The organism is Streptomyces sp. B1I3 (genome assembly GCF_030816615.1).
GTDB lineage: Bacteria > Actinomycetota > Actinomycetes > Streptomycetales > Streptomycetaceae > Streptomyces.
Genome location: NZ_JAUSYD010000001.1, coordinates 6,294,026 through 6,316,548 on the forward strand (window position 1 = coordinate 6,294,026; position 22,523 = coordinate 6,316,548).

The 22,523-nt window shown below is 69.6% G+C and carries 17 protein-coding genes; 8 read left to right on the forward strand and 9 right to left on the reverse strand.

What is annotated here, in order from left to right:
* The first annotated feature begins 125 nt into the window (after positions 1-125).
* Positions 126-1,025, forward strand: coding sequence for a S1 family peptidase (locus QFZ58_RS28615; protein WP_307127778.1), 900 nt, complete (start codon positions 126-128; stop codon positions 1,023-1,025).
* 183 nt (positions 1,026-1,208) lie between these two features.
* A complete protein-coding gene (locus tag QFZ58_RS28620; RefSeq protein WP_307127779.1) occupies positions 1,209-1,688 on the forward strand; it encodes a hypothetical protein in 480 nt (159 codons plus the stop codon).
* Positions 1,689-1,700: 12 nt separating this feature from the next.
* Here the strand turns inward: QFZ58_RS28620 and QFZ58_RS28625 are convergent, their stop codons facing one another.
* Positions 1,701-2,630 carry a DUF4231 domain-containing protein gene (locus tag QFZ58_RS28625; RefSeq protein ID WP_307127780.1) on the reverse strand — a complete coding sequence of 310 codons (930 nt, stop codon included), beginning with the start codon at positions 2,628-2,630 and terminating at the stop codon, positions 1,701-1,703.
* Positions 2,631-2,864: 234 nt separating this feature from the next.
* Between QFZ58_RS28625 and QFZ58_RS28630 the strand changes: the two genes are divergently transcribed.
* The 5 genes from QFZ58_RS28630 (at position 2,865) to fxsT (ending at position 11,818) form a co-directional block, all read left to right on the forward strand.
* On the forward strand, positions 2,865-3,575 hold the full coding sequence (locus tag QFZ58_RS28630; RefSeq protein WP_307127781.1) for a hypothetical protein: 711 nt from the start codon (positions 2,865-2,867) through the stop codon (positions 3,573-3,575).
* Between the two features lie 315 nt (positions 3,576-3,890).
* Positions 3,891-4,058: an FxSxx-COOH cyclophane-containing RiPP peptide gene (fxsA, locus tag QFZ58_RS28635; protein WP_307127782.1), complete on the forward strand. Its 168-nt coding sequence runs from the start codon at positions 3,891-3,893 to the stop codon at positions 4,056-4,058.
* Between the two features lie 85 nt (positions 4,059-4,143).
* Positions 4,144-6,426 carry a radical SAM/SPASM protein FxsB, inactivated metallohydrolase extension form gene (gene fxsB, locus QFZ58_RS28640; protein WP_307127783.1) on the forward strand — a complete coding sequence of 761 codons (2,283 nt, stop codon included), beginning with the start codon at positions 4,144-4,146 and terminating at the stop codon, positions 6,424-6,426.
* A 113-nt stretch (positions 6,427-6,539) separates the two neighbouring features.
* Complete coding sequence (gene fsxC, locus QFZ58_RS28645; RefSeq protein WP_307127784.1) at positions 6,540-7,886, forward strand: FxsC protein; 1,347 nt, start codon at positions 6,540-6,542, stop codon at positions 7,884-7,886.
* Positions 7,883-11,818, forward strand: coding sequence for an FxSxx-COOH system tetratricopeptide repeat protein (fxsT, locus tag QFZ58_RS28650; protein WP_307127785.1), 3,936 nt, complete (start codon positions 7,883-7,885; stop codon positions 11,816-11,818). The genes fsxC and fxsT overlap by 4 nt, the downstream gene beginning before the upstream one ends.
* A 52-nt stretch (positions 11,819-11,870) precedes the next feature.
* On the opposite strand, the gene QFZ58_RS28655 is transcribed toward fxsT, so the two are convergent.
* The gene (locus tag QFZ58_RS28655) at positions 11,871-12,755 is read right to left on the reverse strand and encodes an alpha/beta fold hydrolase (protein ID WP_307127786.1); all 885 of its coding nucleotides are present in this window, start codon (positions 12,753-12,755) and stop codon (positions 11,871-11,873) included.
* A gap of 447 nt (positions 12,756-13,202) precedes the next feature.
* Between QFZ58_RS28655 and QFZ58_RS28660 the strand changes: the two genes are divergently transcribed.
* Entirely contained in the window at positions 13,203-14,288 is a 1,086-nt protein-coding gene (locus tag QFZ58_RS28660; RefSeq protein WP_307127787.1) for a S1 family peptidase, read from the forward strand.
* Between the two features lie 255 nt (positions 14,289-14,543).
* Here the strand turns inward: QFZ58_RS28660 and QFZ58_RS28665 are convergent, their stop codons facing one another.
* From QFZ58_RS28665 to QFZ58_RS28695, 7 genes are all read right to left on the reverse strand, one after another.
* A complete protein-coding gene (locus tag QFZ58_RS28665; protein ID WP_307127788.1) occupies positions 14,544-15,869 on the reverse strand; it encodes a serine hydrolase in 1,326 nt (441 codons plus the stop codon).
* Positions 15,870-16,373: 504 nt separating this feature from the next.
* Positions 16,374-16,871: a phospholipase gene (locus QFZ58_RS28670; protein WP_307127789.1), complete on the reverse strand. Its 498-nt coding sequence runs from the start codon at positions 16,869-16,871 to the stop codon at positions 16,374-16,376.
* A 228-nt stretch (positions 16,872-17,099) separates the two neighbouring features.
* Entirely contained in the window at positions 17,100-17,609 is a 510-nt protein-coding gene (locus QFZ58_RS28675) for a hypothetical protein (RefSeq protein ID WP_307127790.1), read from the reverse strand.
* A gap of 186 nt (positions 17,610-17,795) precedes the next feature.
* Positions 17,796-18,443: a hypothetical protein gene (locus QFZ58_RS28680; protein ID WP_307127791.1), complete on the reverse strand. Its 648-nt coding sequence runs from the start codon at positions 18,441-18,443 to the stop codon at positions 17,796-17,798.
* Positions 18,444-18,474: 31 nt separating this feature from the next.
* Positions 18,475-20,628, reverse strand: coding sequence for a DUF6571 family protein (locus tag QFZ58_RS28685; RefSeq protein ID WP_307127792.1), 2,154 nt, complete (start codon positions 20,626-20,628; stop codon positions 18,475-18,477).
* 9 nt (positions 20,629-20,637) lie between these two features.
* Positions 20,638-21,090, reverse strand: coding sequence for a hypothetical protein (locus QFZ58_RS28690; RefSeq protein ID WP_307127793.1), 453 nt, complete (start codon positions 21,088-21,090; stop codon positions 20,638-20,640).
* A gap of 378 nt (positions 21,091-21,468) precedes the next feature.
* Positions 21,469-22,509, reverse strand: a complete 1,041-nt coding sequence (locus QFZ58_RS28695; RefSeq protein ID WP_307127794.1) for a DUF3533 domain-containing protein — start codon at positions 22,507-22,509, stop codon at positions 21,469-21,471.
* Positions 22,510-22,523: the final 14 nt, after the last annotated feature.

Sequence of the window (22,523 nt, forward strand, 5' to 3'; positions counted from 1 at the left end):
TGGTCAGGGGCATGGAGTATCCGGAATCGGCACGCTCGCCGAACGCGCCCACGCCCACTGACCGCGCCTCACGGGTCCAGCCACCCCACAGGCCGACCCCCGATCCTTCTCGGGAGGAACGAAAAGTGAGGATCACGCGCACCACCCCCCGCGGCGGCACAGCGAGACGCAGCAGGGCCCTCGCACTCTCGGCCGGCCTCGTCGCCATCGCCGCCCTCGCCGTCCCGTCGGCCGGCGCCGACACCACCGGGACGTACAGCGCCGCCCGACTCGACGCGTTGGGCGACGCCGTCCTCGGCGCCGACGTCGCCGGCACCGCATGGAACGTCGACCCGGCGACCGAACGGCTCGTCGTCACCGTGGACAGCACCGTCTCGCAGACGGAGATGAACGAGATCAAGAAGTCCGCGGGAGCCGACGCGGGAGCCCTGCGCATCGAACACACCCCCGGGACCCTCAGCAAACTGATCTCGGGCGGCGACGCCGTCCACGCCTCCAGCTGGCGCTGCTCCCTCGGCTTCAACGTCCGCAGCGGCAGCACCTACTACTTCCTGACCGCCGGTCACTGCACCGACGGCGCCGGCACCTGGTGGTCCGACTCCGCCCACGCCACGGTCCTCGGCACCACGACGGGCTCCAGCTTCCCGACCGACGACTACGGCATCGTGCGGTACACCAACACCTCCGTCACCAAGTCCGGCACCGTCGGCAACCAGGACATCACCAGCGCGGCCAACGCCACGATCGGGATGTCCGTCACCCGCCGGGGCTCCACCACCGGCACCCACAGCGGCACCGTCACCGGCCTCGACGCCACGGTCAACTACGGCGGCGGGGACATCGTCCACGGCCTGATCCGCACCAACGTGTGCGCCGAGCCCGGCGACTCCGGCGGCCCGCTCTACTCCGGCACCCGGGCGATCGGTCTCACCTCCGGCGGCAGCGGCAACTGCTCCTCGGGGGGCACGACCTTCTTCCAGCCGGTCACCGAAGCGCTGAGCGCGTACGGCGTCAGCGTGTACTGACACCGGACTCCGCCGCACTCCTGTGAGCCCCCGCCGATTCCCGGCGGGGGCTCCCGTTCGGCCCGCGGCTTTTGAGAGGATGTGACAACGGTCGGTCGCAGAGGTACCACGGGGGCGGACACTGTGCACGGCCGGAGGGCTGTCCCTCCGGGCCCCCGCAGACACCCAGGGGGTTCCAGGTCCGTGAAACGCATCGGAGTGACCGGTCACCGATCCATCCCCCAGGAGGTCCACGCGCACGTGATCGAGGGGATGCGGGCGGCCCTGTGCGCGGCGGAAGGCTCCCTGGAGGCGCTCTCCAGCCTGGCGGTGGGAGCCGACCAGATCTTCGCCGACCTCGCGCTGGCGCACGGCGCCGAGCTCACCGCCGTCATCCCCAGCGGCGACTACGAGGCCGGTTTCGCCGAAGGGGCCGAGCTGGCGCGCTACCGCACGCTCAAGGCCCGGGCCGTCCGCGAGGTCCGGCTCGGCTTCCCGCACTCCACGGACGAGGCCTACTACGCGGCGGGCGCCTACATCGCCGACCACTGCGACCGGCTCCTCGCGGTCTGGGACGGACGGCCCGCGCGAGGGCTCGGCGGCACCGGCGACATCGTGACGTACGCCCGCAGGCTGGGCCGGCCCGTCACCGTCATCTGGCGCGACGGCGTGGAGCGGGACTGAGCGGGCACCGCCTCACATCCGGTGCCGGGCCAGCCAGTCCGTGTGCTCGGGCGAGACGATCCGCTCGGTCTCGAAGACGGCGGCCGCCCACTGCCGTTCGGTGAGGGTGGTCTCCATCGCGGCCTGCATGTTCTCCAGGTCCTCCTCCACCAGCGAGTGCGCGGAGACCAGCGGATGATGGCGGCGCTTCTCGTTCCAGGCGAGGCAGGCCGCGGCGGCGGCGGAGAACGTCCCGGTCAGCGCGAAGGAATCGGCGCTCCCGAAGGTCTGCAGTGCGGCGAGGACCAGGGCAGGCAGCGTCAGTACGGCGATGGTGCTCGCCCAGACGAGCGAGCCACGCCGGGAGACCTGCCTGCGCCTGCGGTACCAGCGCCGCTGCTCTATGAGCCGGTCCCGGATGTAGGTCTCCTTGCGTACGGTGAACGCCCTGTCCCGTAACTCCCGCATGGACGCGGTGATCAGACCCTCACCCGCGTCCGTCATCTCCTCCCGGGGATCCACCCAGCCCACCTTCCGTAACTCCTGGAGGCCGTCCTCGATCCGGTTGGCGAACACCGCCTCCGGATGCAGGGTGCCCGTGTCGAAGGGCGAGCCGTGGACGGCGTACCGCCAGCAGTTGGACTTGATGAACTCCGCTGCGGAGCGGTTGAGTTGCCAATGCGACTTTGCTTTGCGCCGCGAGGCGAGGTACGTCGCGATCAGGACACCGAGGTAGGCCAACACCGCTGTCGCGTCGAGCAGTTGGATGTCACCGGCCACCTCGACGTGCCAGGGCAGGGCGGCGGGCACGGTACCGACGACGAGGAGGGCCAGCTGACCGCGGGTGGTGTTGACGGCCTCACGCTGACGTGCGACGGCGACGGCGTCCGTGTGGTGGAAGAGTGCGGGCAGATCCTCGCTCCGGAAGACCATGGACTGAAGTGGCCCAGGTATCGCCGACATGTGCACCCCCGTCTGCAGTTGTGTGCATGCCCCCGTCCGGGGGCCACGAGAGTAGGTCGCGCACCCGTCGACTGCAATGGCGCCTCGGGCCGCCGCCCACGGCCGGCGGCGCCCGGAGGCGCTCTCGTGCGATGCGGCAAGCTGTGGGAAACTCACGCGACTTCGTACGTGAGCGGGCGCGTCGGCCCTGGGGGGACCGTGCCGGTGCCTCGCTCCCCGATGGGGGGAAGCGACGTGAGCGATGCAGGCCGGCGCAGTGCCGCGCCGCCGTCCGACGCCCAGCGCAGGGTGCGCCGGAGCCCACTGCTGTTCACCGCCCCGCTGGCACTGCTCGGTGTCCTGACGCTCATCCTGATCTGGGAGGCGATCCGGGCGAACGTGACCGCCGAAGCGCGGACCGAATGGCCGTGGCGCCTCCAGCTGCTCGACGTGGACGCGCTGGGAAGCCTCCTGGCGGTCGCTGCCGGCGCCGTCCTGGCGAGGGCTCAGTACGCCCGTACCGTGCGGCCCTACCTGGGCTGGCGGTCGTCCTGGGCCAAGGGGCACCTCCAGGACGACGCGCCTGCCTGGCGCGTCGGCATACTCAACGGCGGGCAGCACATCGCGGCCATCGAGTCCTGGGACTGCCAGGTGGTCCTGGCAGGGGCGTCCGCTTCGGGTGACGCGCCGTGGGTCGACGTCTCCGAGGCCGTCACCGAGCTGGCCGCGGCCGGCCTGGCCGTCGCCGAGGACTTCCAGCTGGTCGAGTTCGGCGCGGGGTTCCCCCTGGTGGGAACCGCCGGCTACGAGACGGTGCTGGTCGGCGCCTTCTCGAGGAGGTTCGTCGAGAGCGTCGACGCCCTGTACCTGCGCGTGCGGGTGACGGACGTCGTCGGCGACAGCCACGAGCGCATCGGTGACTGCATGAAGGGTGCCGGAGCGCTCGCCCACGCCCCGCTCGACTGATAGGGGGTGCGGCTCACCGGCCTGACCGGGATTCCCGGGCCGGATCGACTGTTCACGGACCCGGACGGGTGGACCGCTGGTCCGCCGCGCCGCCCGAGGCGCATTCCGGCCCTGGCATGGAGGTGCGGACGCCACCCGGGTGGGTCAGGCCTCGAAAGAATTTCGGTCTCCACAATTCGGCGTAAACACAAGATTTCCCGCCACGGCCACGTTTGCGGAGGGCTGCGGGGGGAGTAAAGTCATGCCGCCGGACACTGTGAATATGCAGGTGCCGGTCGTGATCCAGTGTCCGGAACCAATCCATCAAGGACGGCCGTGAAGACCTACGAAACCTCCCCTTCCTTCGCCATTGCGAAGAAGAGTCGCGTGCCCCTCGCGGAGATCGACACGCGCGGACCCGAAGCCTCCAGGAAGCTCGGCCGGGTATTCGGCACCGCCGCGGCCCGCCCCACCCGGACTTCGACCTTCAGTTCGGCCCTCTGAGGCGGGGGGCGACACTGCTGGACGGGGGGACAATTGGCGGGCGTGGTCAGGCCGATGGGCTGACAGGCGCGGCTAGACTGGGGGAATGACAGGACCCCTGGTCCCCTTTCGCGAGATCGTGCTCAAGGTGCACAGTCGATGTGATCTTGCCTGCGACCATTGCTATATCTATGAACACGCAGATCAGAGTTGGCGTACCCGACCTAAGTCCATCTCTGACGAAGCCATTTCATGGACAGCTCGACGATTGGCCGAGCATGCCGAACGGCATGCGCTCGATTCGGTGGCAGTGATCCTGCACGGAGGCGAGCCGCTCCTGGCCGGGACCGCGCGTCTGCGCCGTGTCTGCGAGGAGCTCACGTCGGCCTTGCGCGGTATCGCTGAGCTGGACCTCAGGATCCACACCAACGGCGTCCAGCTCAGCCCCCGGTACCTGGACCTCTTCGACGAGTTCGACGTGAAGGTCGGCATCTCGCTCGACGGTGACCGCGCGGCCAACGACCGGCACCGCCTCTTCGCCAACGGGCGCACCAGCCACCCCCTGGTCCTGCGAGCGGTGGAGCTGCTGCGCCAGGAACGCTACCGGCACCTGGATCTCGGCCTCCTGTGCACGATCGACGTCCGCAACGATCCGGTCGCCGTGTTCGACGCACTCGCCGAACTCGACCCTCCTCAGGTCGACTTCCTGCTGCCCCACGCCACATGGGAAGAGCCGCCGCCGAGGCCGGACGGGTCGGCCACCGCCTACGCGAGCTGGCTCCTCGAGGTCTTCGACCGCTGGACGGAAGGAGGGCGACGGCTGCCGGTGAGGCTCTTCTCGTCCGTGCTCTCCACCCTGAGCGGGGGCCCCAGCCTCACCGAGTCCCTCGGGCTGGCCCCCACCGATCTGGTCGTCGTCGAGACGGACGGCTCCCTCGAGCAGGTGGACTCGCTCAAGAGCGCCTACGAAGGCGCGGCGGCCACCGGGTTCGACGTGTTCCACCACGCCTTCGACGAGGTCGCCGCCCACCCCGGGGTCAGGTCACGGCAACTCGGTCTCGCCGGAGTCAGCGAGACCTGCCGTACGTGCCCCGTCGTACGTTCGTGCGGCGGCGGGCTCTACACGCACCGCTACCGCGCGTCGAACGGCTTCGACAACCCGTCGGTGTACTGCGCCGACCTCGAGGCGCTGGTGAAGGGCATCGAGGAGCGCACGGCCGTGCGGTCCGGCTCCCCGGCCGTCGCGGGGACCGCGGAGCTGGTCGAGGCCGAGCGGAATCTCAACCTGACCATGCTGGCGGCCCTTCACGCCGAGCTCGGAGGGCGGGGGCGGGAGCGCTGGGACGACGCCTGGGCGCTGGTCGCGGCGACCGAGCGGACGGAGGAGGGCGCCGGCGCCCTGGACGAGGTGCTGACCCACCCCTACGCCCGCAGCTGGCTCCTCGACGCGTCACGCGCGGCGGAACGTACCGGACCGCGGTCCGCCGACGGGACCGCGCAGCGACTCGCCGCCACGGTGGTGGCGGCGTCCGTGCGAGCCGGGCTCGACCTGACGGTGCCCCTGGAGTTCCGGGACGGCAGGGTCTTCCTCCCCACGCTCGGGGAGCTGCGGGTCGGTGGCCCTGCGGAGCGGGGCACCGTACGGGTGCGGGCCACCGAGGGCGGACTCGTGGTGCGTCGCGGGGGAGGTGGTGGCGAGCTGCGCATCGCGCGTGACGCCGAGGAGAGCGCCGCATGGCTGCCTCTGCGCACGGTGGGCGGAGGCGGTGCCCCCGTGTTCGTGCTCGACGACCTCGACCCGTACCGCGACTGCTTCGGTGTCCCCGTGGCACCGCGCCTCACACCGCAGGGTGTCCAGGACTGCGACGCACGCGTCACCCGCGCCTGGGCGCTGCTGCTGGAACGCGTGCCGAAGCAGGCTGCCGACCTGGCGGAAGCCCTGACCACGTTGACACCGGTCCTCCCGGTTCCGGCCGTCGCGGGCGGGCACGGGTACGGCGCCCTGGGGATCGGGAGGGCGGACAGCGACGAGGAGCTGGCGCTCGGGCTGCTCCGGGCGTTCAGGCGTAGCACCTGGCAGGCAGTCGTCGCCGTCACGGACCTGTACGCGTCGGACGGGACCTGGGAACATCGGTCGCCCTGGAGGCGGGAGCCCGTCCCCTTCTCCACGCTGCTTTCGGAGACCTTCGAACGGGTAGGGATCGGACTCTTCGACGCGCGGTTCCTGCCGGGTGTCCGGCAGGCGCTCGGCGCGATGGCATCCGCCGCCGAACTGACCGTCGACGGGAAACGGGTGCTCATCGGGCTCGAGAAGGAGATCGCCGAGCTACCGGAAGGGACATCTGGGGAAGAACGTCCGCAGATCGTCTCCGCGCGGGGGCCGCGGTGAGCGGGCGTGGGGATGGATGACCGAAAAGTAACGGTGAATGACCGGCCGATAGAGGGGTGGAGCACTGTCCGCTCCGTAATGATGAATTCGCTCGCATTCTTTCTCCCTTCTCGATGCGAGTGCTCACACAGGACGGGGGTCGTGTGCACGCATCGACGCAGCAGCGAGCGGCGGACCATCGGCCGTACTTCTTTCTGAGTTACGCGCACACACCGGGGTACGGCGGTGGGACGGACCCCGATATGTGGGTCGAACGGCTATTCCAAGATCTCTGCGGTCATGTGATGGCCATGACCGATCTTCCGGCCGGGGCGTCCGCCGGATTCATGGACCGGGAGATACGCTCCGGCGAGGGCTGGTCGGAAAGACTGGGCGGAGTGCTCGCCACCTGCCGCGTCTTCGTCCCTCTGTTCTCGCCCCGCTATTTCGCCAGCGAGATGTGCGGCAAGGAGTGGTATGCGTTCGAACAGCGCGCCATTCATCACAGGGCACGCTCGAACCAGCCGGCGGAGGCCATCGTCCCGGCGCTCTGGGTTCCGGTCCCGCCCAGCCAGCTGCCGGGCTCGGCCGAGCGGTTGCAGTTCAATCACCGCGACTTCGGTGAGCGTTACGTCAGTGACGGGCTCTACGGGCTGATCAAACTCAGGCTCTTCGCCCAGGAGTACGAACGGGCGGTCTACGAACTGGCCAAGCGGATCGTCAGTGTCGCCGACACCGTGCAGATCGACACCGGGAGGCCGGTCGACTACCGCCTCGCCCCCAGCGCCTTCGGATCGACGAGCAGTGGGGTGGGCGCTCCGCGGCCGATGCAGATCACCATCGCCGCCCCCACCCGCCACGACCTGCCCGAGGGGCGGAACGCCGACTACTACGGCGACCACCCACAGGACTGGAACCCCTACTATCCGGCTGCCGCGAGACCTCTGGCCTATGTCGCCGAGGAGCTGGTGCGTTCCCTCAACTACCAGGCCGTGATCACCTCTTTCGACGAGGAGTCCGGACAGCAGGAAGGGAAGCAGGCGCCCAGCACGCCGGAGATACTCCTCGTGGACCGCTGGGCACTGCAGGACGAGGACCGGCGGCGCCGGCTCGCCGCGTTCGACGCGGAGAACCGGCCCTGGGTGACCCTGGTCGTGCCCTGGGGCAGGGAGGACCACCAGAGCAGGGCAGCCGAGGCCGAACTGACCGAGAAACTCGAGCGGACGATGCCCGCCAAGATGCGGCAGGGGCGGGCCTTCTGCCGCGCCGCGGCCAAGGGGGTCCCCACCATGGAGGCGTTCGGGCAACTCCTTCCCCAAGTGGTCGAAGTGGCCGCCCAGCAGTATCTGCGGCATGCCACGGTCTACCCCCCGGCGGGCGGCCGGCACAGTGAACGGACGCGACTGATGGGCCCCATGGGCGGCAGCACGCAGTTCATACCCGACATGCACGACCCTGCGACGGATGCGGAGGACGTATGACTGCCGGTCGTGACGGGCGCGTCGTCACTTTCTACTCGTACAAGGGCGGCACGGGGCGCACCATGGCCCTCGCCAACACCGCGTGGATCCTCGCGGCCAACGGCAAACGGGTGCTGGCCGTCGACTGGGACCTGGAAGCACCCGGGCTCCACCGCTTCTTCCACCCCTTCCTCGACCCGTCGACCCTCGGCGCCACCACCGGCGTGATCGACCTGATCACCGAGTACGCCTGGGCCGCCACCAACCCCGCCCAGCGCGCCGACGACTGGCACCGCGACTTCGCCCGCATCCAGCCGCACGCGGTGTCCCTGAACCCCGAGGCGCTCGGCTGGGAATTCCCGCAGGGCGGCACACTCGACTTCGTCTCCGCAGGCCGGCAGAACCGCGAGTACTCCGCGACGGTCTCCACCTTCGACTGGGACAACTTCTACGACCGGCTCGGCGGCGGGCACTTCTTCGACGCCCTGCGCGACGACATGAAGGCCAGTTACGACTACGTCCTCATCGACAGCCGCACCGGCCTCAGCGACATCGCCGACATCTGCACCGTCCACCTCCCGGACGTGCTCGTCGACTGCTTCACCCTCAGCGACCAGTCCATCGACGGCGCGGCCTCCGTTGCACGGCAGATCGCCGAGCGCTACACCGGCCGCCCCATCTCCATCTTCCCCGTCCCGATGCGCATCGACGAGGGGGAGAAGGAGAAGGCCGACGCAGGCCGCGCCCTGGCCCGGCTGAAGTTCGACCGGCTTCCCCGTGACCTGTCCGGCGACGAACTCACCGCGTACTGGGGAGCGGTGGAGATCCCCTACCGCCCCTACTACGCGTACGAGGAGACCCTCGCCACCTTCGGTGACGAGGCGGGACTCAGCAACTCACTGCTGTCCGCCTTCGAACGCCTCACGGCCGTCGTCACCCAGCAGGAGATCACCTCGATGCCCCCGGTGGGCGAGGAGGTACGACTGCGCATCCGGGACGCCTTCACCCGGCGCAGGCCCGCGCTGCCCGCCGATCTCTTCCTCAGCTATGTGGCGGAGAACCGCATGTGGGCCGACTGGATCGAATCGGTCCTCACCCGGGCGGGCTTCCGGGTCGTCCCGCGTGACGTCTCCGCGGAACGGGACACGCGGGAGCCGGCGGCCGTCGCAGCCGAGACGGCGGCCCGCACGGTGGTCCTGCTCTCCAGCGCCTATCTGAAGTCCCAGCGGGCGGTGGACCTGTGGAACCGTGCGGCCGCCGAGGACTCGGGCGGTGGCAGGCGTCAGCTGCTGGCCCTCCGGGTGGGCGACGTACGCCTGTCCGGGCCGTACATCGACCGCAACCCCGTCGATCTCTTCCGGCTGGACGAGGTGCACGCGACCACGGCCCTCATGCGCGCCCTGGACAGGCCCGTACAGCTCGTCGACGGCACGTCGCCGGGTCCCCGCTTCCCCGGCACCGTGCCGCGGATCTGGAACGCGCCTCCCCGCAACCCCGGGTTCACCGGCCGCTCGCTGGTGCTCGAGCGGATGCGTGACCAGCTCGGTGGCGGCATGGCCGTGGTGCTGCCGCAGCCGCAGACCCTGTACGGGCTCGGCGGCGTCGGCAAGACCCAGGTGGCCCTCGAATACGTGCACCGCTTCATGGCCGACTACGACCTGGTGTGGTGGATATCCTCCGAGCAGACCGACGACGTCGTGGCAGGACTGGCGGAACTCGCCGTCCGGCTCGGCGCCCAGGGCGGCGACGACATGGCCGCGGCCTCCAAGGAGGCCGTCGACATGCTGCGGCGCGGCCTGCCGTCGGACCGCTGGCTGCTCGTCTTCGACAACGCGGACGACCCCGAGCAACTGCGCCGCTACTTCCCGCAGGGCGGCTCGGGGCACATCCTCGTCACCTCCCGGAACCAGAGCTGGTCCCAGCACGGCGACGCGCTGCCCGTCGACGTCTTCCTGCGCGAGGAGTCCGTCGAGCACCTGCAGCGCCGTGCCCCCGGACTGACCGCCGACGAAGCCGCCCAGGTGGCGACGGCTGTCGGCGACCTGCCGCTCGCGGTCGAACAGGCGGCGGCCTGGATCGCGGAGACGGCCACTCCCATCGGTACGTACCTGGAACAGCTCGCCCAGCAGGCGCCCCAGGTCCTCGGTCTCAACCAGCCCGCCGGCTATCCGCAGCCCGTCGCGGCGACCTGGAACATCTCCATCGCCCGCCTCAAGGAGCGCTCACCCGCCGCGGTGAGACTCCTGCAGCTGTGCGCCTTCTTCGCCCCGGAGCCGATCTCCGCGAACCTCCTCTACAGCAAGGAGATGATCGAGGCGCTCAAGCCGTACGACTCCTCGCTCCAGGAGAAGCTCGTGCTCGGCCGGGTCATCCGGGAGATCGGCCGCTTCGCCCTGGCCAAGGTCGACCAGGTCTCCAACTCCATCCAGGTCCACCGGCTGGTCCAGGCCGTCATCCGGGCCCAGCTCAGCGAGGAGGAGCAGCGCGACGCCCGGCACGTCGTGCACCGCATCCTGGCCGGGGCGCGCCCCGACGACGACGAGCCGATCGACAACCCCGAGACGTGGCCGCGCTTCGCCACGATCTGGCCGCACCTCGGCCCGTCCGACGCGCGCAACTGCAAGGAGCCCGAGACCCGCAGGCTGCTGATCGACCGCGTGCGCTATCTGTGGAAGCGCGGTGACTTCAGGACCGCCGGGACCCTCGGGAACGAGCTGCGCGACATCTGGCGGGAGACCCTGGGGGACCGGGACCTGCAGTACCTCTACCTCCGCTTCCACCTCTCCAACATCCTCCGTTCGCGGGGGCGTTACGTGGAGGCGAAGGAGCTCGACGAGGTGACGCTCCAGCGGCAACGGGAGGTGCTGGGGCCCGAGCACCCGCACACCTACATGACCACCAGCAGCCTCGCCATCGACCTCGGCACGCTCGGTGACTATCAGCAGGCCATCGCGCTGGCGACCGAGGCCAACGACGGCTTCAGCCAGATCTTCCACGAATCGCACCCCAGGACACTCGCGGCCGCCAACAACCTGGCACTGAACCTGCGCAGCGTCGGGCAGTACGCGAGGGCCCGGGAGATCGACCAGGACGTGTACGACCGGCGTACCGAGGTGCTCGGGGCCGACCACCCGCACAGCCTGTCCTCCGCCATGAACCTGGCGCGCGACCTGCGGGAGGTCGGGCGCTACGACGACTCCGTGGCCCTGCTCAGCCGCACCTACGAGAGTTTCAAGGTGACGCTCGGCCGCACCTACCCGACCACCCTGAGCGCGGCCAAGAGCCTGGCGGTGTCGTTGCGGCGGGCAGGCCAGCACGAGGACGCACGCCGGCTCACGGCGGCCACCCGGGCCAGGTACCGCGCCAAGTACACGGCGGCCAACCCGGACTCGCTGGCGTGCGACCTCAACATGGCGGCGGACTTCTTCGCGGCCGGCGAGGCGGTCGAGGCGAAGGAGACCGCGCAGGAGGTCGTCGACGAGTACATGAAGGTGCCGGGGGAGCAGCATCCGTACACCCTGGCCGCGCAGAACAACCTCGGCGTCTACCTGGCCGGGGCGGGGGCGCCGGACGAATCGGAGAAGGTGCTGACCAGGGTGGTCGCCTCCATGCGGCGGGTCTTCGGCCGGGAGCACCCGAACACGCTGTTCTGCGTGATGAACCTGGCCAGTGCGACGGCGGAACGGGGCGAACTGGATCTGGCCCTGCGCACGGAGCGCGAGGTGGCCGGGCAGCTCCGGAACGCGCTCGGGGCGTACCACCCCGAGACGCTGGCCATGATGTCGAACATGGCGGTCACTCTCGACGCGATGGGCCGGGAGGCGGAAGCACGCCAGGTGCGGGCGGAGGCGGGTGACGAGCTGGCCAGGCTGCTGGGGGAGGAGCACCCGCTGACCCGGATCGCCAGGGACCAGCGGCGCTTCCAGCGCGAACTGGAGCCGATGGCGGTGTGAGCAGGGCGGGCCGCCGGTGCGACGGCGCACCGGCGGCCCGCCCGCACCGCGGTCAGCAGGTGGTCTTCTCCCGGTCGTCCAGCAGCCAGTTGAGCACCTCCGGGAGCACCGACAGCGCGTCGAAATGCGCCGCCGCCGGTTCGAGCACCGTCGTGGCTCCCGGGATCTGCCCGGCCAGCCAGCGGGAGTGGCCGACCGGTGAGAACACGTCCTTCTCACCGTGCCACAGCATCACGGGCCCGGTGATGTCCGCCGGGTCGAAACCCCACGGCCGGGCGAACGCGATCGCGTCGTCGATCCAGCCGTACGCCGAATGCCTCAGTCCCTCACGGTAGTTGGCGAGCAGCATCGTGCGGATCCCCGCGTCGTTGACCACGACCCGGTCGGAGTCGGTCAGCTCCCGGCGCAGGTCGTCCAGGAGCCGGACGGGATCCTGCCGGATCTCCGCCGACCGGCTGATGAAGGACTCCGCCAGACCGTCCGGATCCGCGGCCGCGGTGGAGTAGGCGAGCACGTTCGACGCCGCCATCCCGTCGAACCAGTCGAGCCCGGCCGCGCCCCAGGGGGCCAGGCCGACCAGAGCCGCGGTGCGGGTGACCCGTTCGGGCATCAGGGCGGCGCAGGCCAGGGCGTGCGGGGCGCCGCCGGAGCGGCCCACCACGGCGAACCTGTCCAGGCCCAGCGAGTCGGCGATCGCCCGTACGTCCTCGGCGACATCGACCACCCGGCGGCCGGCCAGCCGGTCCGATCCGCCGTACCCCGGGCGGTCGTAGGCGATGAGCTGCGTCTTGCGCTGGTAGAGCACCATGCCGCGCGGGGCCGGGCCGAGCCGGCTGCCAGGGGTCCCGTGCAGGAGGAAGACCGGTCTGCCGCGCGGATCCCCCTGCCGCTCGACCATCAGATGCCGCCCGTCCGCCACGCGCACCCGACTGCGCACCCGCCGCCTCCGCTCGGTCGCCCCGCCCGGTCCGGGCGTCAACTGCCCGGCGTGCATTGCCTGTTCGATGATGACCTATCCACGGCGATTGCGGCACTCCGCGTGGCCGGGAACCGGGGGTGTTCGAAGCGTTCAGGGGGCGTCCGGTGGTGTCGGGGGCGTCCGGCTTCAGGAGACCGGCCCGCGCCATCCGGACTCGTGGCGCGCTTTCAGGACAGGTCCAGTCCTCACCGGTTGCCGATCTCCGGTCGCACCGGGTGTTCGCACATGGAATCGACATGGTCCGACACCCGCTTGTGAACGCGTGGGGCGTGAAGCGTCGGTGTCATGTGTGCGTCTCGAAGTCGACCTTGTGTGCTATCGGCCGTCTCGGAATAGTGGGCGCCCCATCCTCCGTGTTCCCGGGCACCCCACTTGTCCGGCACACGGCCCCACAGGAGGTCGAAGTTGAAGCACCGACGCATATCCAGGAAGCGCGCGGCCATGGCCGGATCGGCCGTCGTCGCCCTGGTCGCAGCAGGAGTGACCTTCCAGACTGCGAACGCCAGTGACGACGTACCCCGGTTCACCGTGCGGACCCTGACGGCGAGCGCGGCCGGAAATCTCGCCACCACCCTGGACCGGACCCTGGGCGGTGACGCGGCCGGCGCCTATTACGACGCCGACGCGAAGAGCCTCGTCGTGAACGTGCTCGACGAGGCGGCGGCCGAGCAGGTCCGCCAGGCAGGCGGCAAAGCCAGAATCGTGCAGCACACGCTCGCCGAGCTGACGTCCGCCCGGCAGACCCTCACCGACAAGGCGACCATCCCGGGCACCTCCTGGGCCGTCGACCCGGTCAGCAACAAGGTGGTCGTCACAGCGGACCGTACGGTCGACGGCGCGTCCTGGGACAAGCTCGGCAAGGTGGTCGCAGGGCTCGGCTCCAAGGCTGAACTGAACCGGTCGGCAGGGGAGTTCAAGCCGCTCATCGCGGGAGGCGACGCGATCTGGGGCAATGGTGGCCGCTGCTCGCTCGGCTTCAACGTGGTCAAGGACGGCGCACCGTACTTCCTGACCGCCGGCCACTGCACCGAGTCGATCACCAGCTGGTCCGACGCCCAGGGCGGCGCGGAGATCGGGGCCAACGAGGGATCCAGCTTCCCGGACAACGACTACGGCCTGGTCAAGTACACCTCCGACGTGGCGCACCCCAGCGAGGTCGACCTCTACAACGGCTCCACGCAGCCGATCACCAAGGCGGGTGAGGCGACCGTCGGCATGTCGGTGACCCGCAGCGGCTCCACGACCCAGGTCCACGACGGCGAGGTCACCGCCCTGGACGCCACGGTCAACTACGGCAACGGCGACATCGTCAACGGCCTCATCCAGACGACGGTCTGCGCCGAGCCGGGTGACAGCGGCGGCTCCCTCTTCTCCGGGGACACCGCGATCGGCCTGACCTCGGGCGGCAGCGGCGACTGCTCCGCCGGCGGCGAGACGTTCTTCCAGCCGGTGCCCGAGGCGCTGGCGGCATTCGGCGCCGAGATCGGCTAGCCCTCCGGCTCCACCTGCGGTCCGGTGACCCGGCGCGCCCGCTCCCCACGTCGGGGAGCGGGCGCACTGCCGTGCGTGGAACGCAGCCCGGAGTGCGTGACTGCCGGACGGCGGCCGGCGCGTGCGCACGTCCCAGCGGTCAGGGGCCCTTGAAAGGGGCCGTACGACCGCGGGCCGGCCGACCGCGGGCCGTACGACCGCGGGCCGTACGACCGCGGGCCGTACGACCGCGCTTCCGTCTTCGGAGGGACGTCCTCACCGCAGCTGCTCGGGGGTGAGCAGGCGCTGAGGCACCGGCGATGCGCCGGGAGCCCGCCCGGCGGGGACGCCGCTCAGCGCTCCGTCCATGTATCCGAACAGTGCGTCGCCGATCGGGTCCGGCAACGGCTTGCCGTCATCGCCGAACCGCTCGTACTTCATCAGGTTGTAGCCGATCGCGGCCTGGCGACGCCCGTCCTCCGTGGACAGCGCCCAGGTCCCCGCCCCGAACACCCCACCGTCGTGGCCCCAGTACCAGCCGCCGCTGGGCATCTTGAGCGTGTACAGGCCGAGGCCGTACCGCATCGCCACCTCCTGTCCAGGAGCCGGCTCGTAGGCGGGAACCGTCGTCTTCATCTCCCGCAGCTCCGCCGCGCCGAGCAGCTTCCCGCTCAGGAGCCGGCGGTAGAAGTCGTTGAGGTCGTGCATCGTGGAGACCATCGCACCGGCCGTCCCGGCCCAGGACATGTCGTAGACGCTGTAGTCGCGTGCCGGGTCGATGGTTCCGTAGAAGGACTCGTACATCTTGGCGTGCGGTCCCGATATGCGGGCGGAGCGCGGGAAGTACGTGTGCCGCAGTCCGGCCTTGCGGATGACGTTCCGGGTGATGTACGACTCCGGATCCTGGCCCGTGACCTTCTCCAGCAGCAGCCCGGCGAGGACGTAGTTGGTGTTCGCGTACGAGTGCGTGCCACGCGGCGCCGGCGGCTCGGCGGCCAGGCCGAGGCGGACCAGCTCCTCGGGGGCCCGCCTGCGGAACCGGCCCGCGTCCAGGGCCTGTCCCGGGTCCGTCACCAGCTCGGGGAAGGCCGGCAGTATGTAGTCCGCGATGCCGCTCGTGTGGTTGAGCAGCATCCGCACCGTCACCTCCCGGCCCCGCTCGCCCGGTACCAGCTCCGGGAGGTAGTCGCCGATCGGGGCGTCCAGGTCGATGCGGCCGTCGGCCACCTGCTGCAGGACGGCCACCGACGTGAAGGTCTTGGTGATACTCCCTATCCGGTGTTCGTAGTCCGGGCGCATCGGCCGTCCGGTGCTCATGTCGGCAACGCCTGCCGCTCCGCGCCACTGCTCGGAGCCGTCCCTGACCGATGAATACGCCCCGTACATCCCCGCCTGGTGGAACGCATCGAGGGAGGCCCGCAGCGCCCTCCGGTCGAGGTCGGTCGTGGCCGAGGCGGCGGACACGGTGGCCCCGGCCGGCAGCGGGGCGGCGGCCCCAACCGGAAACGCACCGACCACGAGCGACAACAGGGCCGCCGACGCCACGGCGGCCAGACGCGCTCTCCGGCGGTGGGGTCGAGGGCTCGGTCGGGTGTTGCACATGGGTGGATCCCGTCTCATCAGGTGTCTGTGGCGGACGCCCCCATCCTCCGCGCGTCCCGCCGGCCATCCGTCCTTCCTCCGAACGACCCTGCTCACAGGAAGAGATGACGTTTGTCAGGTGTGGGTGCGCCCGGTGCAAGGTGTGCATCCGGGCGTGGCCGGCCGATCCGCGCGGACTCACACACCTGGCCGGTGTGCCGTCGGCATCCACGGCTCACGCTGCCCGGCAGCGGATCTCGAAGGCCACTCCCGCGGCGAGGCCACGGGCCGTCCCCGGGAGCGAGCCCCTGCGTGCGGGTGGGGCGGCAGGTCGCGAGCAGACCGTCGTACCGCTCGTCGAGCCACGTGTGGTTCGCGGCATCGTTCACGGGGGCAGGACCGGCAGCCGTCACCGGCAGCTCTCACCGGCAGTCGGTTCTCCGCCGGCCCTCCCGCGTGATCGTCCACGGCCCGCCCGCAGGCCCAGGGCGGCATGGAACCCCGGGCCCGGCGGGCAGGTGGCTGTCAGGCTGCTCGGGCCAGTCCGGCGGAGCTCGCCTTGGCCGGGGCGACGCCGAAGATGTCCACGGCGTGGTAGTACGTCCAGGCCGTGCTGTTGCACGACGTCAGCTTGGCGCCGGAGTAGGCGGCGCACACACGTTTCAGGTCCGAGTAGAACGCGGAGTCGATCCGGGACTTGTTCGCGGAGAACGTGCCGGCGGCCTTGTAGTTGCGGTAACCGAAGTCGTGGCGGGCGCAGGCCGTCTGGAAGGGGAAGCCGAACGGGTTGTCGGGGGAGGTGCTGCAGTAGTCCGTCGACCAGTCGAAGCCGTACGCGGCCCAGGCGCCCTGGTTGTTGCGGGCGGCGTTCCAGGCGTTGTAGCTGGAGACGCTCGTCTGCGTCCAGGAGCTGAGGACCTGCGGCTTGTCCGACGGGGCAGCCGAAGCGGAGACGGCCGGCAGAAGGGCGAGCGGGACCGACAGGGCGACTGCGGCGAACGGAACGGTGAATCGGCGACGCATGAGCAACCTCCGTGGAATGGGTGGGGGTTGTACGGCCGTGCTCCTCGCGGGGCTCTCACGAGGCCGCTCCAGAATGGCGTCATGTACCTGCCATGCCTAGGGGTCTTCGTCAGTTGGACGCCGAAAATTCGGTCATGCGTCAGGCGGTGATCAGCGGGGATCCGGCTCGGGGGTGAAGGCCGGAGCGGCCGGACGGGTCCGCCCCGCCCGGCCGCCGCCCCCGAACCGCTATGCCTTCGACTCCAGGTGGTACGTGGTGTCGACCCAGAAGCCGTTCAGGGCCCTCGCCTTGATCTCCAGTACGTACTGGCCCGGGAGCAACGGCGCCATGCCACCCCAGATACCCCACGCGTAACGCTGGATCAGGCCCGTCCTGAACGGCGCGGTGAACTCCTGCAGTGGCAGCGGTATGCCGTTGAGCGAGGCCGTGGCCTCCGCCACCTTCAGGGACTGGGGCACCCTCGCATACGACCTGGGGTGCTGCATGTTGAGCACCGGGAAGAAGATCGGCCGGTCCGAGGGGGCGGCGCAGCGGCGTACCACCCGGCCGCCGTAGGTGCCGGCCAGGAACCAGAGGTCGTCCGGCTGGTTCCAGGCGGCGTGCTCGCCCGTCGTGTCCTCGACCGGGCTGCGGCCCTCGGGTGCGGCCAGGGCCCACTGCCACCACCGGCCCGCGAGTCTCCCGCCCTCTTCGCTGCTCAGCTTCCACCCGCTGTCGACCGATTCCGTGCCACTCATGACGCCCCTCCCGCCTGCGGTCCCTGTCAGGGACCGTTTTCGAACGAGCAGACAGTACCGGGGGTGAACGGCCGGGCACTCATCGAGTGGCGGTGCCGGCGGCCCGCCATACCGGTTCGCCCGCGCGAGCGGGCCGAGCGGGAGCCCGCCCTCCCCGGCGCCAGGTGCGGGCGGGCTTCCCTGCTGTCACACGGCGGGCGCGGCCGACGCCTTGACGACGGGCTCTTTCGCCAGCGGGTCGTTCTCGCAGCCGAGGGCCTCGGTGGCTCTGCGGGTCATGAGGTAGAGGAAGGTGACCTGCTGGTCGATCGTCTTCTGCTGGACTTCGGTCCCCATGAGCAGGGTGTTGGAGGCTTCCCCCTGGAGCAGTATCTGCTTCGACGTCTTCTTGTCAGCGCCTGGTAGCACGCACTCGACCCTGAGGTGGGAGCTGATGTCGTTGGCTTCCCCCACGGCGCCGTTCACGTTGTAGTGGCTGAGCGGGCCCGGAAGCTTGTTCCCGTGGCCCGCCTCGACGTTCCGCGGAACCCATGAGAACTCGATACGCAGTGTCTTGGTGCCGGCGGTGTCTCGCGGAGCGTACGAACAGGTGGCCTGAGGCAGTGTCGGTTCGCTCAGGTCCTCTTCCAGTCGTTCCTGCATGCCCTCGACCAGGTCCGAGGTCTCCGCGAAGACGGTGGACCTGAGATTCTGTGCCTTCAGCTGATCGCGCACCAGCTTTCCTTCGGCGGAGGAAGTGGGTACGTCACAGAACTCCTTCTCGGGTGCCGCCTTGCCATCTGTCGTGCACGCGGATGTGGCGAGCCAGAGAAGGGCTACAGCGGTGAGAGCCAAGCGCCTCCTGGTCCGGACCGGGGTCCGGCCCTCAGGAGTGCAGGTGCGCCGCAGCGGCGCCCCTTCCGATGCTGTAACCAGCACTCGCGTCATCCTTCGCCTCGTTGAACGGCCCATCACCCGTGATTCCCCTCTTTGCGCCCCATTCATCGATGAGGCGATTGGTTCCCTCCATACCCTTGCCGTAGTTTTCACTGGAATCCTGCTTGCCCTGCTGCTCGGCTTCCTCGACGACATCCTTGGTCCAGTCGTATTTGAGCGAATCGATCAACGCACCACCCGCGGTGCTCACTACCGGAATTTCGCCTATGAGCCCATTGGCCCCGATGGCTGAATACTCGGCGGTGTCCTCCGCCCATTCGACCCTGTCATCCTCCTTGTCCTTGTAGACATCGGCGCCGATTCCATTGATGGCACCCATCGCCGTGCCGATCTGCTGGTTACGGTGGTTCCAGTCCGAACTGGCTCCGTGCGTGCTGTCGCCGTGGAACTCCGGCGCATCGGCAAGCACCTCGGCCGAATAGGCCCGCTCCGCCTCGTACAGCAGTGAATAGGACGGCGCATCGTCCGAGATGCCCCGCATGACACGGATGAGGCTCCCCTGGCCCACGGCGATGTGTGCCTTGTCGCCGGACCCGTGGACGGAATCGTTGCCGTCGACACCGCCGTAGTCCGATTCCTGACCGCCGAGGATGATGTGGGTGTCGGAGACATAGTCCGCCATGGCCTTGGCCATCGGCTGCTGCAGGTTCTTCAGGTCCTCGGGGAACTCGTCCCCGCCCATCTCGCTGTCCAGGTAGCGGATGGTGTTGTGCATGACGCGGGCCTGGCCCTCGGTGTGCGGACCCGCCTCGCCCAGCTTCTCTCCCGGTTCGTGCCCGGTGGCGGCCGCCTGGATGGCCGCTCCCAGTCCCGTGGCCTTGTCGGTGTCCTCGACGTCCATGACCGCGCCGGGTCCGGAGAAGTACTCGTCGGGCCATTCCTTGCGGTCCGTCAGCAGGTACTTGAGGTGCTCGTTCTTGTTGCCCGGGGCCTCCGGGTCGAGGAAGTAGGTGGCCGCGCCCGGGTCCTTGCCCATGATGCCGAGGATGCCGTCCAGCGGGTCGTTCGCCAGGGTGGGGCGGCTGGCGTCGACGTGGTGCAGCCAGACGTTCGGGTTCTTCTTCTCGGCGTCGATGATGTCGTTCGCGACGTCGTTGAGGAACTGCTTCCCGTACCCGTTGCCGTGCTGCATGAGGGTGACCGCGGTCTGGTAGCCGTTCACCGGCCGCAGGTTGTCACCGATGTTGTCCGTACCGGCGTCCTTGAGCCCCTCGACGAAGGGCTTGTACGCGTAGCTGGTCGGATCCTTCGTGCCCGAGGCCACGGTGTTGGCCAGGCTGGTGTTGATCGAGTCGTAGAGCTTCTTGTCTTCCTTCGACACGCCTCGTTCGTTGGCCGCCAGCTCCATCTTGTCGGCCAGGTCCAAGGTGCCTTTCGCGCCGAGGCCGTCGATATAGGCCTCGCCGAAGTGCTTGTCCTCGGAGTTCTGCTTCATGATGTCCCGGTAGTGCTGCAGCTCCTTCTCGGAAGCCTTACCGGAACGGACCTTCTCCGTGAGGTTGAGCGCCTCGACGGCCTCGACATCGTTGATCGGCTTCGCGTTGAATCCGAAGAGCCCCGACTTGTCGGCCCCCGACGCCTGCAGCAGGGCCACCTTGATGTCGTGGTCGTATTCGGTCACGACCTTGACCGCGTCGGCGATCTTCTGGGTGTAGGAGTGCTCCACGTTCGGAAGGTCCGGGTCGTGCTGGATGCTGTACTTCGTCTTCGCGTCGACCTTGCTGAAGTCATAGTTCGCGACGCCCTGGGCCGAGACCTTCATCCCCGCCTTCTCGGCCTCCGCCACAGCGGACTTGACCCGGCCGATCAGCTCGGTGAGCTGGCCATGGGCATCGCGGAGCAGCGACTCCATGGCTTTCGCCTCTTTCTGCGCGGCGTCGTACTCACTGCGCGTCAGGGCGAAGTTCGTGGAGGAGACGGAGGCGCTCTCACCCGTCCAGAGCTGCCCCTTGGAGATGCTCTGGACGTCGTCCTCGTACAGGTCCTCGAGCGTCTTGAACTTGCCCGCCATCGTCTTCCAGCCGTCCGCCGCCGTGGTGAGCGCGGACAGCTTTATCTGCGTGATCTCTTCGTACGTCGGCACCGGCTCCCCCTAGATACCCGACACCTTGGACTTCACCGGGGCGAATCCGGCCTCGGTCTCCAGGTCGTTGTTGCTGAACATGATCGCCGTGTTGCGCAGAGCCGACTTCTCCCGGCTCAGGCGCCCCATCAGCCGCTTGACCTGCGTGTCCCATTGCTCGTGGGCCTTCTTGAGTCCGGAGGCCGTTTCCCAGCCCTTGAACTCGGTGATGGCGCCGCGTACGCCTTCATCGGCGGCGTTGGCGGCGGTCCTGGTGCCGGGCTCGATGTTCTTCTCGATGCTGTTCGCCGCCTTCTTCTTCTTGGCGGGCGCGGTCGCCAGGTCCGGCGACTGGCTGCTGCCCAGCAAGGGCGGCTGTCCCGTGGGCCCTTGGTCGCCCGGGAGCTGGTTCAGCCGCATCTGCGTCGAGTGGCGCTCGGCCACCTCGTCCTTACGCTGCGCCCACTCTTGCTCGAACGACATGGGTCCCCCTTGCTGGTTTCACCGGTTGCAGAAGCGATCACTCTATCGAGTGGCCCACGTCCTGAACTCCGGAGGCGTAGCACCTGTAACCAACCCCACGTGGGCGCGCACGCGCTGTTTATGGCCTTTTCGTGAGTCATGCACAGCGAAGTCCGCCGGTCCGGCGTGTCCGGTGTGTGAAGGATGAGGAGGTCATGAGGCGGCAAGCGGTGCCGGTCGACGCGCTGGTGCGTAATTCCACCGGTTCTGCGGACGTGCTGGGTGCGTAACCCCACCGGATCTGCGGACGTGCTGGGTGCGCGATTCCACCGGATCTGCGGCTGACACCGGTGGGGCGGCGGCGTCCCCGTGGGCCGTGCTGCCCCTCGCGCCCGGCCCTCAGGTGACGCCGGACCCGCCCCCGGCCGCGGCTTCGCGGGCTCCGTCCGGCTTCCGGTGGCGCATCGACAGGAGCAGTGTCAGAGCCGTGCCGGCGACCGCCCACGCGGAGAGCACCAGCAAGGGGCCGGTGACCGCGTTGCCGTGGAAGTACGCGATCGAGCGCGCCACCCAGGTTCCCGCACCGGGCGGGAGGGCGGGGCCGATCGCGCGCCAGAAGTCCGGCAGCATCGGCAGCGGGAAGGCGCCCCCCGCGCTCGGATTGCCGGCGATCACGATCAGCAGGACGGCGAGACCGATGCCGACGATGCCGGTGAGCGCCTCCAGGGCGAGTGTGATCATGCCGACCGCGAAGACGACCAGGGCGCCCAGCCCGGCCAGTCCCCACACGCTGCCCGGCAGTGCGCCGAGGATCGGCCCGATGATGACCGCGCCGCCGATCCCGCCCGCGATCGAGTACAGCGCCATGACCCCGGTACGGATCATCGCGCGCTGCCGGTTGGCGGGTTTGGTGCCCGCGCTGATCGCCAGGATCGAGGCGCAGAGGTAGCCGCCCACGCACCAGCCCACGACCAGGTAGAACGACGAGAGCCCGTCGAAGTCGTCCGGCGAGGCCGGGGCCACGTCCACGGCCCGCACCGTGCGCTGCCGGCCCGCCTCCACCTCCGTGACGATCCTGACCAGGGAGGTGGCCAGGACCGTGCCGCCGCCGGAGGCGACGAGCACCGTGTCCTTGGCGCCGGTGGGGCTGACGATCAGGGCGCCGTCGATGTCCCGGTTCTCGATCTGCCTGCGGGCCTCGGCCGTGTCGGTGACCGGGCGCGGATCGAGCGGGCCGCCGGGGAGGTCGCCCAGCCGGGTGACGAGCTGCCCGGACACCTGCTGCGGGGCGACGACCCCGAAGGGGACGTCCGTCGGGTCGGGCCTGTGCAGCGCGCCGACGTAGGAGGCGATGAACAGCAGCTGTAGAGCCAGCACGCCGATGACGAGCAGCGCGGCCCGTGCGGTGACGGCGTTCTTCACCTCGTCAGCGAAAGTCATGCCCCCACAGTCCG

Bases quoted from the DNA above. Each gene is read 5' to 3' on its own strand.
- QFZ58_RS28625 (WP_307127780.1), bottom strand. From the start codon at position 2,630: ATGTCGGCGATACCTGGGCCACTTCAGTCCATGGTCTTCCGGAGCGAG.
- fxsB (WP_307127783.1), top strand. From the start codon at position 4,144: ATGACAGGACCCCTGGTCCCCTTTCGCGAGATCGTGCTCAAGGTGCAC.
- fsxC (WP_307127784.1), top strand. From the start codon at position 6,540: ATGCGAGTGCTCACACAGGACGGGGGTCGTGTGCACGCATCGACGCAG.
- fxsT (WP_307127785.1), top strand. From the start codon at position 7,883: ATGACTGCCGGTCGTGACGGGCGCGTCGTCACTTTCTACTCGTACAAG.
- QFZ58_RS28665 (WP_307127788.1), bottom strand. From the start codon at position 15,869: ATGTGCAACACCCGACCGAGCCCTCGACCCCACCGCCGGAGAGCGCGT.
- QFZ58_RS28670 (WP_307127789.1), bottom strand. From the start codon at position 16,871: ATGCGTCGCCGATTCACCGTTCCGTTCGCCGCAGTCGCCCTGTCGGTC.
- QFZ58_RS28675 (WP_307127790.1), bottom strand. From the start codon at position 17,609: ATGAGTGGCACGGAATCGGTCGACAGCGGGTGGAAGCTGAGCAGCGAA.
- QFZ58_RS28690 (WP_307127793.1), bottom strand. From the start codon at position 21,090: ATGTCGTTCGAGCAAGAGTGGGCGCAGCGTAAGGACGAGGTGGCCGAG.
- QFZ58_RS28695 (WP_307127794.1), bottom strand. From the start codon at position 22,509: ATGACTTTCGCTGACGAGGTGAAGAACGCCGTCACCGCACGGGCCGCG.